Source organism: Streptomyces sp. CGMCC 4.7035 (assembly GCF_031583065.1).
Lineage (GTDB): Bacteria > Actinomycetota > Actinomycetes > Streptomycetales > Streptomycetaceae > Streptomyces > Streptomyces yaanensis.
Window position 1 is genome coordinate 1,194,477 of record NZ_CP134053.1, and the last position, 12,509, is coordinate 1,206,985.

The 12,509-nt window shown below is 69.3% G+C and carries 14 protein-coding genes; 7 read left to right on the top strand and 7 right to left on the bottom strand.

Annotation, left to right across the window (positions count from 1 at the left end):
* Positions 1 to 13: 13 nt before the first annotated feature.
* Together Q2K21_RS04795 and Q2K21_RS04800 are read left to right on the top strand one after the other, a co-directional pair.
* Complete coding sequence (locus Q2K21_RS04795) at positions 14 to 1,054, top strand: NAD(P)-dependent alcohol dehydrogenase (RefSeq protein ID WP_310765731.1); 1,041 nt, start codon at positions 14 to 16, stop codon at positions 1,052 to 1,054.
* A 194-nt stretch (positions 1,055 to 1,248) separates the two neighbouring features.
* Positions 1,249 to 1,635, top strand: coding sequence for a VOC family protein (locus tag Q2K21_RS04800; RefSeq protein ID WP_310765733.1), 387 nt, complete (start codon positions 1,249 to 1,251; stop codon positions 1,633 to 1,635).
* Between the two features lie 116 nt (positions 1,636 to 1,751).
* Here Q2K21_RS04800 and msrA (Q2K21_RS04805) read toward each other — a convergent pair whose 3' ends face one another.
* The 3 genes from msrA (Q2K21_RS04805) to Q2K21_RS04815 all read right to left on the bottom strand — a co-directional run bounded on the left by msrA (Q2K21_RS04805) (position 1,752) and on the right by Q2K21_RS04815 (position 3,509).
* Positions 1,752 to 2,369 carry a peptide-methionine (S)-S-oxide reductase MsrA gene (msrA, locus tag Q2K21_RS04805; RefSeq protein WP_310765736.1) on the bottom strand — a complete coding sequence of 206 codons (618 nt, stop codon included), beginning with the start codon at positions 2,367 to 2,369 and terminating at the stop codon, positions 1,752 to 1,754.
* Between the two features lie 220 nt (positions 2,370 to 2,589).
* Positions 2,590 to 3,312: a DUF2637 domain-containing protein gene (locus Q2K21_RS04810; RefSeq protein ID WP_310765740.1), complete on the bottom strand. Its 723-nt coding sequence runs from the start codon at positions 3,310 to 3,312 to the stop codon at positions 2,590 to 2,592.
* Positions 3,313 to 3,335: 23 nt separating this feature from the next.
* On the bottom strand, positions 3,336 to 3,509 hold the full coding sequence (locus tag Q2K21_RS04815; RefSeq protein WP_310765742.1) for a hypothetical protein: 174 nt from the start codon (positions 3,507 to 3,509) through the stop codon (positions 3,336 to 3,338).
* A gap of 659 nt (positions 3,510 to 4,168) precedes the next feature.
* Between Q2K21_RS04815 and Q2K21_RS04820 the strand changes: the two genes are divergently transcribed.
* The 4 genes from Q2K21_RS04820 to Q2K21_RS04835 all read left to right on the top strand — a co-directional run bounded on the left by Q2K21_RS04820 (position 4,169) and on the right by Q2K21_RS04835 (position 8,107).
* A complete protein-coding gene (locus Q2K21_RS04820) occupies positions 4,169 to 4,624 on the top strand; it encodes a hypothetical protein (RefSeq protein ID WP_310765744.1) in 456 nt (151 codons plus the stop codon).
* Positions 4,625 to 4,910: 286 nt separating this feature from the next.
* Positions 4,911 to 6,500 carry a S8 family serine peptidase gene (locus tag Q2K21_RS04825; protein ID WP_310765746.1) on the top strand — a complete coding sequence of 530 codons (1,590 nt, stop codon included), beginning with the start codon at positions 4,911 to 4,913 and terminating at the stop codon, positions 6,498 to 6,500.
* A gap of 335 nt (positions 6,501 to 6,835) precedes the next feature.
* Positions 6,836 to 7,438 carry a hypothetical protein gene (locus tag Q2K21_RS04830; RefSeq protein WP_310765748.1) on the top strand — a complete coding sequence of 201 codons (603 nt, stop codon included), beginning with the start codon at positions 6,836 to 6,838 and terminating at the stop codon, positions 7,436 to 7,438.
* A 174-nt stretch (positions 7,439 to 7,612) separates the two neighbouring features.
* Positions 7,613 to 8,107, top strand: coding sequence for a hypothetical protein (locus Q2K21_RS04835; RefSeq protein WP_310765751.1), 495 nt, complete (start codon positions 7,613 to 7,615; stop codon positions 8,105 to 8,107).
* Between the two features lie 266 nt (positions 8,108 to 8,373).
* Here the strand turns inward: Q2K21_RS04835 and Q2K21_RS04840 are convergent, their stop codons facing one another.
* The 3 genes from Q2K21_RS04840 to Q2K21_RS04850 form a co-directional block, all read right to left on the bottom strand.
* Positions 8,374 to 8,763 carry a hypothetical protein gene (locus tag Q2K21_RS04840; RefSeq protein ID WP_310765752.1) on the bottom strand — a complete coding sequence of 130 codons (390 nt, stop codon included), beginning with the start codon at positions 8,761 to 8,763 and terminating at the stop codon, positions 8,374 to 8,376.
* A 140-nt stretch (positions 8,764 to 8,903) separates the two neighbouring features.
* The gene (msrA, locus tag Q2K21_RS04845) at positions 8,904 to 9,572 is read right to left on the bottom strand and encodes a peptide-methionine (S)-S-oxide reductase MsrA (protein WP_310765754.1); all 669 of its coding nucleotides are present in this window, start codon (positions 9,570 to 9,572) and stop codon (positions 8,904 to 8,906) included.
* Positions 9,573 to 9,726: 154 nt separating this feature from the next.
* Positions 9,727 to 10,845 carry a hypothetical protein gene (locus tag Q2K21_RS04850; protein ID WP_310765756.1) on the bottom strand — a complete coding sequence of 373 codons (1,119 nt, stop codon included), beginning with the start codon at positions 10,843 to 10,845 and terminating at the stop codon, positions 9,727 to 9,729.
* 153 nt (positions 10,846 to 10,998) lie between these two features.
* Between Q2K21_RS04850 and Q2K21_RS04855 the strand changes: the two genes are divergently transcribed.
* Positions 10,999 to 12,153: a cystathionine gamma-synthase gene (locus tag Q2K21_RS04855; RefSeq protein ID WP_310765758.1), complete on the top strand. Its 1,155-nt coding sequence runs from the start codon at positions 10,999 to 11,001 to the stop codon at positions 12,151 to 12,153.
* 19 nt (positions 12,154 to 12,172) lie between these two features.
* On the opposite strand, the gene Q2K21_RS04860 is transcribed toward Q2K21_RS04855, so the two are convergent.
* Positions 12,173 to 12,421: a hypothetical protein gene (locus Q2K21_RS04860; RefSeq protein ID WP_310765761.1), complete on the bottom strand. Its 249-nt coding sequence runs from the start codon at positions 12,419 to 12,421 to the stop codon at positions 12,173 to 12,175.
* Between the last annotated feature and the right edge of the window lie 88 nt (positions 12,422 to 12,509).

A 12,509-nucleotide genomic window follows, 5' to 3' on the forward strand; every position in this document is an offset into this window, starting at 1 on the left:
AGGAGAACCCGGCATGACCACCGTTGCTGCGTACGCCGTACCCGCCGCCAAGGCTCCGCTCGAGCGCACCACGATCGAGCGCCGTGAGGTCGGCGAGTTCGACGTCCTGATCGACATCAAGTTCGCCGGCATCTGCCACTCGGACATCCACCAGGCCAGCGAGGGCTGGGGCGAGGCGATCTTCCCGATGGTTCCGGGCCACGAGATCGCGGGCATCGTCTCCGAGGTCGGCTCCGGCGTCACCAAGTTCAAGGTCGGCGACCGCGTGGGCGTCGGCTGCATGGTCGACTCCTGCCGTGAGTGCGAGAACTGCAAGGCCGGTGAGGAGCAGTACTGCCTCAAGGGCATGGTCGGCACATACAACGCCCTCGACAAGAACGGCGAGCCCACCTACGGCGGCTACTCCGAGAAGATCGTCGTCGACGAGAGCTTCACCGTCCGCATCCCGGACGGCCTCTCCCTCGACGTGGCCGCCCCGCTGCTGTGCGCCGGCATCACCACGTACTCCCCGCTGCGCCACTGGAACGCGGGCCCCGGCAAGAAGGTCGCGGTCATCGGCCTGGGCGGTCTCGGCCACATGGCCGTCAAGCTCGCGCGCGCGATGGGCGCCGAGGTGACCGTGCTCTCCCAGTCCCTGCGCAAGAAGGACGACGGGCTGAAGCTGGGCGCCGACCACTACTACGCCACCAGCGACCCGAAGACCTTCGAGGAGCTTCAGGGCTCGCTCGACCTGATCATTTCGACCGTGTCCGCTCCGCTGGACTTCGGCGCGTTCCTGTCGCTGCTGAAGACGGGCGGTGCCCTGGTGAACGTGGGCGCGCCCGAGGAGCCGATCTCCCTCAACCTGTTCTCGGTGATCGGGGGCCGCAAGACCCTCGCGGGCTCCATGATCGGCGGGATCCGCGAGACCCAGGAGATGCTGGACTTCTGCGCGGAGCACGGCATCGGCTCCGAGATCGAGCTGATCAGCGCGTCCGAGATCAACGACGCGTACGAGCGGGTGCTCAACAGCGATGTGCGGTACCGGTTCGTGATCGACACGGCCACCATCTGATGATCCGGCCGTTGATCCGGTGACGACGACGTGAGGCGGCCCTGTGGCCGCCTCACGTCGCTTTACGCGGGTCGTGGCCGTGGACCTCGGTCGTTGGTCGGAGTCGGCCGGGCCCAGAGACCGATGGTGTCGTCCGGCGCGGCCGCCTAGCGTGGAAAGAGGTTCAGCCACCCGGGGGACAGGAGGCCCGACCGATGTCCGTGGAGCTCAATCACACGATCGTCGCCGCACACGACAAGAAGGCGTCCGCGCAGTTCCTCGCGGACCTGCTGGGGCTGGAGGTGGCGCCGCAGTTCGGCCCGTTCATCCCCGTACAGGTTCCGAACGGCGTGACGCTGGACTACATGGAGACGGTCGACGAGATCACCCCGCAGCACTACGCGTTCCTGGTCTCCGAGGACGACTTCGACGCGATCTTCGCCCGCGTCCGAGCGGCGGGCCTGGCGTACTGGGCGGACCCGTACCACCGCCGCCCGGGCGAGATCAACCACAACGACGGCGGCCGCGGGACGTACTTCGACGACCCGAACGGCCACAAGCTGGAAATCCTGACGCGGCCGTACGGGAGCGGCGGCGACTGAGGACGAGGCCGCTCCCGCCGGCGTCGGTGACGAACTGACGTCGGTGACGAACTGGCGTCCGTGACGAACTGACGTCGGTACGGCGCACCGCGCGACCGCGGTCGACCCCGCGGCCCCTACGGTCTCAGATCGATCCCCGTCCCGCCGAGGCCGCAGTAGCCCGCCGGATTCCTGTGCAGGTACTGCTGGTGGTGGGCGCGCGCCGGATAGAACGGGTGGGCGCCGGCCGGAAGGATCTCCGTGGTGATGGTGCCGTGCCCGAAGGAGGTCAAGGCCTCCTGGTAACGGGCGCGGGTGTGCTCGGCCGCCGCGCGCTGCGCCGGGGAGTGGACGAAGAGGACCGACCGGACGTGGGTGCCCACGTCGTTGCCCTGCCGGAAGCCCTGCGTGGGGTCGTGCCCCTCCCAGAACACCCGCAGTAGTTCCGCGTACGAGACCCTGGCGGGGTCGAACACGACCCGTACCGTCTCCGCGTGCCCGGTGCGTCCCGTCCGCACCTCGTCGTCGATGGGGAAGGGGGTGAACCCTCCCTGAAAGCCCGTCAGGGTCGTCCACACCCCGGGGATCTCCCAGAACCGCCGCTCGGCTCCCCAGAAGCACCCGAGGGCGAAGTCCCCGACCCGGAATCCCCCGGGGTACGGCCCCTGCAGCGAAGTGCCCAGGACGGCATGCGTCCCGGGCACCTCGTACGCGAGCGCCGCCCGCCCCGGCGGAGCCTCCTCCGGCGTGGGCATGCGCACTGCCCGACTCCGCGCGAACAACACGACGACCCCCTCCATCCCCCTGAACGGTGACGATCCCCTTGTGCGGCCCTTGTGCGGCCTTTGTGCGGTCACGACGCTCCGCCTCATGACCGTGCCACCGGGGAGCGCCGGTCCGCCACGGGGTGTCCCCCGTCACGGTCGTCGAGCCCGCCCGCTGCCGGACCACCCGCCGACGACCGAAGTCTTTCCGTCAGTTGCCGCCGGGCTGGTCTTTGCCCGGTGCGGCGTGCCGAGGGCGATATTTGTACGAAACCTGTCCGACGAGCTCCCGGAAACACACCAAGGCGGTGATCGGCGGAATTCCGACGATCACCATCGAAAGCAGGGAATGTGATGAGTGGCTGATGCACAGAGCGACCGCCGTCGCGGAGGCGACCAGGATGACAGTCCAAGATCGCCGGGCGGTACGGTGCTGAAAGGACGCCCGCAGGATGGAGAGCGCCGCGACAAGCCACGGTCCGTACACCGTCAGCGGCCACCATTGCGCCAGCGGAGCCGGCAGGACCGTCGAAGCGATGGCGCGCAGTTGATTGTATGAATAGGCGATCGACCAGCCCAGCATGGCCACCGCGCAGGCGGCGATTGTCGCGATCAGGATCGTGGCGGGGCTGACTCTCTGGCCGCTGTCGAAGATGTGTGATCCCGGCCGGGGCCGTCGTCGGTCGCTCCTGTGGCGATGCTGTGCGTCCAGCGGGGCCGGAGCGGTATCCGCGCTGGTCACCGTGGACAGCATCTGGGCCAGCTCTTCGTCCGGATCCCAGCCGTTCGGGGCGAGGTCCGGGCCGGGGGAGCCCCAGACCTGATGCGTCTCGAGTGGATCAACATGATAGGAATGCTGTCCCGGCGCATCGTAGTCGGTTCTCAGAGCGAACTGAATGTCGTAGAGGCTTGGCTCGCCTTGAAGCCTGTCCATTCTCAGTTCCTCCCCGCCTTCGGTCAGGCCGTTGTGTCGAGAGCGCGCAGGTATTCACTTTCCATCTCGGTGATCTTCTTGAGAAAATCTTCAAGAAGGTCTGAACAGCCCTTGACTCGTGTGTCACCGCCGGTCGGCTCGTGCCAGACGGATCCACTTCCGGCGGGAATCTGATCTTCTGGTTCGTTCCAAGTCACGATCACCTAACGAGCGCCACAGGGGCGGGGGTATCCGGCATTCGGGGGAATGAATCCATGGAGAATCGTTTCGCCGGTCGTATGAACTTACCTGGTTGCCGTAATTCTGAATATGCGCGCAACCTTATTACCGTGAATAGCATTTCCATTCCTTCGGGTGGCTGCCGACGTGCCGCGGCCGGCGTGTGGCTGCCGATGTGGACTGCCGGCGGGAGGTGACGGGTCATCCGACGCGGCCGCCGGATGGTCCCCGCGAGGCCGTCGGCATGGACTTCGGTGCGGCCGTCGGCATGGTCCTCGGTGCGGGCTTCGATACGGGCCTGCCGACCTGCATGGCGGACATCGCGCGGGCCGGCAGGGGCCGGTAGGCCCGTGGCTCGGTTCACTCGCTCGGCGGCGCGATCCCCGGAGGGGTGAGCCCCGGTCCATGGGCGGTCAACCGGGTCGGCGGCGGCCCCGGGGGCCCTGAATCCGGCCCTCCGTGCGCTGTTCGGGTCGGCGATCCGATCGCGACCGCCTCCCCCGGAGGCGGTCGTCCGAATTGCGGCCGGGGTGGCGCCAACTTAGCTTCAGGGCGTCGGATTCTCCCGATAAGCCCACATAGGGATCTATGTCGGCTTTCCACCGCAATGGCATCGAATGGAGCATTCATGTCGGTCATGACCGGTACCCAACCCATGCAGCAGTACGGCCAGCAGATCGGCGGCGCCCCGCAGCAGCAGCTCGGACAGATCGTCCAGCAGGCGATCCAGCAGGCCTGCCAGCAGACGGGCCAGCAGATCGCGCAGCGCCTGCAGCAGACGCTGCAGCAGATCCAGCAGGTGCAGCAGCAGCTGCAGCAGCAGGGCATCGCCCACCAAGTGGCGCACCCGTACCTGGCCGTGGCGCTGCAGCACACGCTGCGCCAGGGCGTCCGGAGTGCTGTGGAGCAGTCCGTACAGCAGGCGCTGCCGACCGCGATCCTCGCGCTGGTCCAGCAGAGCCAGCAGGGCCAGCAGGGCCAGCAGCAGTGGGGTGGCGGTTTCGGCCAGCAGTCTTACGGCCAGCAGTTCCCGCAGTTCCAGCAGCCCGGCTTCGGCTTCGGCCAGATGGGTCAGCCCTTCGGTATCGGCTGACCTCTGGGCGTAGCTGCGTAGCGCGATGCGGTGTGCCCCGGACTGGTTCCCGGGCACACCGCATCACCGTGGAAGCGCGAGCTGTCTGTCACCGGATCAGGAGCACAAGGACGACGTAGGCGTGGTGAAGGTGGACGTAATGGTCAAGGAAAGGCCTGCAAACAACCGCGAGAGCGGGTCCGAGGGTGTGGGGGCGGGTGGGCCGGGGCCCGAGGGCAAAGAATCGGGGCCACGCAAGAAAGGCGCGCAGCCATCGCTCACGGTGCAGCCGCGCCGGGAGCGGTACATGGTGACACCGCTGCCGCAGCATCTGCTCCCACCGGGAGTGCCCGAACTGAGCATGGACGCCGTGTGTGACCGGCTGGACCGGATGCCCGACGTCAAGGTGACCCGCAGACTGCGGCCGTCGGAGAAGCTCCAGTCGGTCGGGATGCCCCCCTCCTGCCCGGAAATCGCGGTCGTCGAGGCAGCCGAGGTCCAGGTACCGGCGATGCGGTCGCTGCACGTGCACATCGAGCCGGACCTTCCGCTGTCCGGAACCGTACCCGCCGCCACACCGACCGCGGGGATTCTGCCGCTCCGCGATCCGGGGCTGGTCCTGCCGCTGGAACGACCCGCGGAGATCTCGTTGCGCGTCTGCGGACCCGACGGCGAACCGCTGGTCGGCGCGGGGGTGTTCCTGATCGGTGCGACATGGCCGGGCCAGGGCGTCACCGGTGCCGACGGAACGGTCACCATCACCCTGGCGACGGAAACCGAGCAGTCCATTCACTCCATGTACATCCGGCCCAAGGGCGGTTACACGGACCGCTGGTTCCATCGCCCCGACCTGTCCGCCCACCGGGAGAACGTTGTCACCCTCACCCCGTTGGCGAAGGTCTACCCGGAGCTGGAGCAGCGGCAGCAGTACGGCTGGGGCCAGCAGGCCATGCGGCTGGACCGGCTTCCTCCCACGTTCCGCGCCTTCGGCGTCAGGATCGCGGTCATCGGTACGGGTGTCAGCGCCGAGCACCCCGATCTCAAGGAACGGGTGCGCTCAGGGGTCGATCTCGTGCGCGGCACGGACGAGGGCTGGGCCCACGACAGGGTGGGCAGCGGTACGCACGCGGCGGGGATCATCGCCGGGGCGGACACCGGCAGGGGCGTCATCGGCATCGCGGTCGACGCCGAGATCGAGGTCTGTCAGGTGATGCCCGACGGACACTTCAGCGACCTGATCGCCGCTCTGGACCATTGCATCGACCGTGAGGTCGACATCGCGCACATCGCGGTGGCGACCCCGTACCCGTCGGCGCTGGTCTCACGCAAACTCGCCGACGCCAACGCGGCGGGCATCGCCTGCGTCGCCCCGGCGGGCGACACCGGCGGGCCGGTCGCCTTCCCGGGCTCGCTGCCCACCGTGTTCACCGTGGGCGCGCTGGGCGTCTTCGGCTCGTACCCGCAGGACACCTCCCAAGCGACCCATTCGGGGCCGCAGTTGACTCCGGAAGGACTTTTCGCCGCCCCGTTCACCTGCTACGGCCCCGGCGTCGACGCGGCCGCCCCCGGCGTGGCGGTCCTGTCGTGCGCGCCGCAGGGCGGATACACGGCTCTCGACGGCACCGGCACGGCCTCGGCCCACGTCGCCGGCCTTGCCGCCCTCGTCCTCGCTCACCACGAGGAGTTCCACGGCCAGTTGCTGCCCCGCGGACCCGGCCGGGTGCGGCACCTGTTCGAGATCATCGCCGCCAGCTGTCGTCAGCTGGCCACCCCGGGCACTGCGGAGGCGGCCCGCGTCGGGCGCGGCCTGCCCGACGCTCTCGTCGCCCTCGGCCTGGCCCCCGGAGTGCAGCTCGCTCCGGCCCTGTCGCCGTACGCCGCGTCCATGGCCGGCTAGGCCGGCCGGCCCATTCCCGCAGCCGACATACGGACGGCACCCGCCCTGAGGGACCCCAAGGGACGGGTGCCGTTGGGCTTATGGGGCGTATCCGACCATCGCTGATCGCTGATCGCTGATCGCTGATCGCTGGCCGCTCATCACTGCCGGAGCTTCGACCACGGGATGCGCTTCTCGCGCGGACGCGTTTCTTGCGCGGATGCGCTTCTCGCACGGGCGGCGCGCTTCTCGCACGGACGCGGGCCGGGCCGTCTTGCGCAGCCCTCCCCGCCTGTTGATGCTGGCCTCTGCGTGATCAGAGCGAGCCGACGGACAGCGGACGACGGGGGCAGCAGGTGGGCGCACCAGCCGGGCACGGGACCGAAGGGCCGCTGGCGGAGTTCGGGGCCTTACGGCAGGAGATCCTGCGACGGCAGGCCACTCAGCACAACGTCCTCGCCCTGCAACTGACCATCTCCGGAGCGGTGTTCAGCTTCACCCTCACCGGTGCGTCCCGGAGCGGGTTCCTGCTGATCGTTCCGATCAGCACCTACATGCTGTGTTCACGATTCGTCGAGGACCACGTCGGCATAGGGCAGTTGGGCCGGTACATTCGCGAGCACCTGAGTCCACGCATACCGGGAGGTCTGGACTGGGAGTCCTGGATCGCCCGGAACCCCGCGAGGTTCGGTATCCCCGGGCTGCTGTGGGTCTACGCGTACTACGTCACCTATCCCGGTGTGGCCGTACTCGCTCTGGGAGCGGCGGCTCCCTCCACGTTCACGATCGGCCACGGCTCACGGCCTCTCGCTGTGACGGTGGGCCTGTCGGCCGTGTGGATGCTCGGCCTGTCGGCGACGGCCCTGTGCTGCCTGCTGCTGCGGCGAACAACCGGATCCACCGGTACCTCGAACCCGCCCGCACAGACTCCACCCACCGGACCGGGACCCACGCCGTGAGTGAGCGTCGAGGATCAACGTGGGCATCGAGGATCAACGGGCGTCAAGGCTGACCCTGACCTTTGCCGCACCATGAACGAAGTCGCGCCCGCCCCGAACTAATGTTCCGCTCAGCTGGTTTGGGGGCGGGGGGAACGGATGAATCGTCGCGGTCGGCTCCGGGCAAGAGTTCGGGTGGGCCGTCCGGTGCTGGTGGTCGTCGGTCTGCTTGCCGTGGGCGCCGCGTTGACCTGGTACGCGGGAGCGCATCTTGCCTACGCCACGGGCCTGGCGGGCACGCCGGGGCATTTCCGGGTCGAATCGTGCTACTGGCGACACTTCGCGGGTCACCGATATCCGCACTGCAGCGGCGTCTTCCGCTCCTCCGACGGGGCCGTCGTGGACCCCGACGCCACGATCGACACCCACTTACCCGTTGGCGACACGTTCGCGATGCAGCGGACAACCTCCGGTGGATACGAGCAGATGGGCATCGCATCCTCGTGCGGATGGCTGGCGCTCTCCCTGCTCGGCCTGATGGTGCTGCTCCTGGGGATTCTGGTCGTCTCCACCAAGGCCGGTGAGCGTCGAGCCCCCCGCCCGCTGCGGGTGCTGCTCGGCTGGCTGGGTGCCGTGATGCTGCTCAGCGCACTCATCGGCGGAGTGGCCGGGATGACTGAGGCGTTCTGAGGCTGCCCCATCGGAGCCGTCCAGCCGGATTCCGCCGACGAGCACGTAATCGCAGGTCGTGGATGACGTGACACCCTCTCACGCGCCTGGTGACGTGTCCTGTGTCGAGTGAAGCGGCGGCGCTCGGCCCGGGCGGACAGCGGGCCGTCTGCACGACCTCGCCCACGCTGGTGATCACCTACGCGGCGGACGAGACGGTCGAACTCGTGGAGATCGATCGGTTACAGCGGCGAAGGCGGCCATACCGAAGCGCACTACGACGGGGTTCAGCTGACCCATCGCTTTCTGGATGACGTCGTCGCGGACCTCCACGCCCTGGGGCACACGAGCACACCCTCAGACATCGGCCACGACTTCCACGCCGGCCTCTCCGTGTGGTCGGGGAAGTCATCTGCCGGACGCCACCGGGTCTTCTTCCTCGGGCGGTAGTTGCGATCGATGCGTTCGGCGGTGGTGGGGTCGATCTGGTCACGGGCGTGCAGAGCCATCGCCGTGCGGACGTTGCTCTCCTCGTCGTCGAGTAGTCGGGCCACGACCGGCGCAGGGAGGCAGTCGGACAGCGTGGGGTCGGCCGGTTCGGGCGGCCACTGATTTTCGACTGCCGTTCGCTGTGGCTGGCGCGTCGGCCGCAGCGCCGTGCGGGTCGCCGGTGTCACGGCGGCCCTCTTCAGGCACCTGGGCTCACAGCACTGGCTACCTTGTCCGTGGCCTCCAGGACCCGCGCGGGGCCCGCAAGGCGCTGCTGACCGGATCAGTCCTGGTCAGCAGCGCGCTCAGTGTCGCCGAAACATCGGGCTCAGCCATCCGCCTTGGCCACGCCGATCGGGCAGGACAGGCCCGTCCCGCCCAGGCCGCAGTAGCCCGCCGGGTTCTTGTCCAGGTACTGCTGGTGATACGCCTCGGCCGGATAGAACTCGCGGCCCTCCGCCGGGAGCAGTTCCGTGGTGATGCGGCCGTAGCCCGATGCCGTGAGGACCTTCTGGTAGGCCTCGCGGGACGCCTCCGCCGTGGCTGCCTGGGCGGGGGAGTGGGTGTAGATCGCCGAGCGGTACTGGGTGCCGACATCGTTGCCCTGGCGGAAGCCCTGCGTGGGGTTGTGGGACTCCCAGAAGAGCTGGAGCAGACGCTCGTACGAGACCTTCTTCGGGTCGTAGACCACGCGGACCGCCTCTGTGTGGCCGGTCAGGCCCGAGCAGACCTCCTCGTACGTGGGGTTCTCGGTGTAGCCGCCCTGGTAGCCGACCAGCGTCGTGTAGATGCCCGTAGGCAGCTGCCAGAACTTGCGCTCGGCGCCCCAGAAACAACCCAGGCCGAAGTCGGCGATCTCCAGGCCCTCCGGGTAGGGGCCGAGGAGGGAGGTGCCGAGCACCGTGTGCCGCTCGGGGACCGAGAAGATCGGCTCGGGGCGACCGCGCAGCGCCTGCTCAGGGGTGGGCAGCTGGGGCGTACGGCTGTGCAGGAACATGCGGTCTCCACAGGGTTGTGGGGAGGGGGGTGGCGCGTACGTCAACATGCGGGTGGCTTCGGGAATTCCGGCCGCGTCAGCGGTCGGCGCACCGGTCCACCGGCACGCCGGGTCGGGGTGCCGACTCGCTGTTCGGCGCCCCTTCCACCCGTCCTCAGTGCGGCAGCGTCGCCGGGCTCCCCCCGTTCGCCTCGTACCCCGCCACCGCCAGCGCCCGGTATATCGCGTAGTCCGCGGCCGGGTCGGAGGTCAGGGTCCAGGGGAGGGCGCCCACGTGGCCATCGACGTGGACCAGCTGGGCCATCGCCTCCGCCCAGCGCTCGCCGCGGACCAGGAAGAACACCAGGAGGTGACGGACGTGGGCCAGCATCGGGTCGTCGGGGCGGGCCGCTTGTACGGCGAAGAGCGCGCCGTGGATCGACTTGGTGACGACCTCGCTCTGATAGAAGCCGCGGACCAGATTCACCTCGGGCAGGTGCTCGAAGACAGCGAAGAGGGGCATCGCGGCGAGGAGGGATCCCCGGGGCGCCCGGGCCGCGGCCGATTCCGCGAAGGAGTACGCCAGCTCGCGCGAGCCGTGCCACTTCTCGCACCAGTAGTGCAGCGCCGCCAAGTGCGCCCCCATATGGGCCGGGGCCCGGTCCAGGATCTTCAGCCACAGCTGCTCGAACTCCGGCCGCGAGTAGGCGAGTCCGCGGGCCACGGAGAGCTCGATGATGTACGGGACCGGGTCGCCGGGCGCCAGCAGCGCCGCCTCCGCGCAGGCTGCCTTCGCCTCCTCCATGATGATCCGGAACTCGTCCGTCCCCGGCGTCGACGTGCGCCACGCCTGCTGCACCAGGAACTCGGCGTGCACGGCCGCGCCGCCCGCGTCCTTGGGCGCCTCGGCCCGCCAGACCCGCAGCCACTGACCGCCCGGGGTCTCGCTCACCCCGCCCGGCCGCTGCTGCAGCTCCAGGGACGCGGCGCCCGCGAAGGCCTGCACGCGCTGCCAGCGCGTCTCCCCCTCTGTCTCCGTGCCGGCCAGGAGCTGCGAGGCCGCGCGGTAGTCCTGTGTGCGCTGCACCACGTCCAGGACGTCCAGCAGGTCCTGGTCGGCTCCGGGCATCCGGACGTCGAGCTCCTCCTGGCGCACGAAGCCGTAGTTCGCCGGGTCCGCGGCGTCCGGGTGGCCCGGCGAGACCAGCTGGACACCCGCGCGCCTGCGTCTGAGGACGGGCAGCAGGACCATGCTGAACAGGGCCAGCGCCATCAGGACCCAAAGAATCTCCATGCCTCAAGCGAACCAGACGGGTCCGACACTTGGCCAACCTGGTCGCCGGCCTGTGGAAAACCCACTGCCGCGCCCCGTTCGGCCGCTCACCCTCCCGACGCCCGGGGCTCTCGGGACGTCATCGTCGCCGCGAGCGCACTACCCTCGGTGCTCATGAGCGACAGGCACATCAGTCAGCACTTCGAGACCCTCGCGATTCACGCGGGGAACACCGCCGACCCCCTGACCGGGGCGGTCGTCCCGCCGATCTACCAGGTTTCGACCTACAAGCAGGACGGCGTCGGCGGGCTGCGCGGCGGCTACGAGTACAGCCGCAGCGCCAACCCCACCAGGACCGCCCTGGAGGAGAACCTCGCCGCCCTGGAGGGCGGTCGCCGCGGCCTCGCGTTCGCGTCCGGACTGGCGGCCGAGGACTGCCTGTTGCGTACGCTGCTCAGCCCCGGTGACCACGTGGTCATCCCGAACGACGCGTACGGCGGTACGTTCCGTCTCTTCGCCAAGGTCGTCTCGCGGTGGGGTGTGGAGTGGTCGGTCGCCGACACCAGCGATCCGTCCGCCGTACGAGCCGCGATCACCCCGAAGACCAAGGCCGTGTGGGTGGAGACCCCCTCCAACCCGCTGCTCGGCATCACCGACATCGCCGCGGTCGCCCAGATCGCCCGGGACGCGGGCGCCAGGCTCGTCGTCGACAACACCTTCGCGACGCCCTACCTCCAGCAGCCGCTCTCGCTCGGCGCGGACGTCGTCGTGCACTCCCTGACCAAGTACATGGGCGGCCACTCCGACGTCGTCGGTGGCGCGCTGATCGTGAACGACCAGGAGCTGGGCGAGCAGCTGGCGTACCACCAGAACGCGATGGGCGCGGTCGCCGGCCCCTTCGACTCCTGGCTGGTGCTGCGCGGCACCAAGACCCTCGCCGTCCGCATGGACCGGCACAGCGAGAACGCCGCCAAGGTCGCCGACATGCTCACCCGGCACGCGCGCGTGACGCGCGTGCTGTACCCGGGCCTGCCGGAGCACCCCGGTCACGAGACCGCCGCGAAGCAGATGAAGGCGTTCGGCGGCATGGTCTCCTTCCAGGTCGAGGGCGGCGAGGAGGCGGCCGTCGAGGTCTGCAACCGCGCCAAGGTGTTCACGCTCGGTGAGTCCCTCGGTGGCGTGGAGTCCCTGATCGAGCACCCCGGGCGCATGACGCACGCGTCCGCGGCCGGCTCGGCCCTGGAGGTTCCCGGCGACCTGGTCCGTCTCTCCGTGGGTATCGAGAACGTCGACGACCTGCTGGCGGACCTGCAGCAGGCCCTGGGCTAGGGCCGGCCCCTTCTGGACGTCACCAGTTGCTGATCGGTGGAGTCGTCGTCGACGGCGGCTCCACCCAGGGTTGTGCTGTCCAAGCCCAGATGACGAAGGCGAGGGTCGCGGCGAGCAGCGCCAGCCACATCAGGCGGCGCGCGACCGTCCGGCGGCGCAGCATGCGGCCGCCGCGCCGCACCACCTCGGCGTACAGGTCCGGCGGCACCTGGGGCGGTGTCCGCTCCAGCATCCGCCGCACGGCCGCCTCCCGCTCGGGCAGGTTCACCGGCCACCTCTGTTCCCGTACGACTGCGTCCGGTGCAAGGACTGCATCCCGTACGACTGCATCCCGTACGACTGAGTTTCGTACGGCT

Bases quoted from the DNA above. Each gene is read 5' to 3' on its own strand.
- Q2K21_RS04795 (WP_310765731.1), top strand. From the start codon at position 14: ATGACCACCGTTGCTGCGTACGCCGTACCCGCCGCCAAGGCTCCGCTC.
- Q2K21_RS04800 (WP_310765733.1), top strand. From the start codon at position 1,249: ATGTCCGTGGAGCTCAATCACACGATCGTCGCCGCACACGACAAGAAG.
- msrA (WP_310765736.1), bottom strand. From the start codon at position 2,369: ATGCCCACGCCGGAGGAGGCTCCGCCGGGGCGGGCGGCGCTCGCGTAC.
- Q2K21_RS04810 (WP_310765740.1), bottom strand. From the start codon at position 3,312: ATGGACAGGCTTCAAGGCGAGCCAAGCCTCTACGACATTCAGTTCGCT.
- Q2K21_RS04820 (WP_310765744.1), top strand. From the start codon at position 4,169: ATGACCGGTACCCAACCCATGCAGCAGTACGGCCAGCAGATCGGCGGC.
- Q2K21_RS04825 (WP_310765746.1), top strand. From the start codon at position 4,911: ATGGTGACACCGCTGCCGCAGCATCTGCTCCCACCGGGAGTGCCCGAA.
- msrA (WP_310765754.1), bottom strand. From the start codon at position 9,572: ATGTTCCTGCACAGCCGTACGCCCCAGCTGCCCACCCCTGAGCAGGCG.
- Q2K21_RS04850 (WP_310765756.1), bottom strand. From the start codon at position 10,845: ATGGAGATTCTTTGGGTCCTGATGGCGCTGGCCCTGTTCAGCATGGTC.
- Q2K21_RS04855 (WP_310765758.1), top strand. From the start codon at position 10,999: ATGAGCGACAGGCACATCAGTCAGCACTTCGAGACCCTCGCGATTCAC.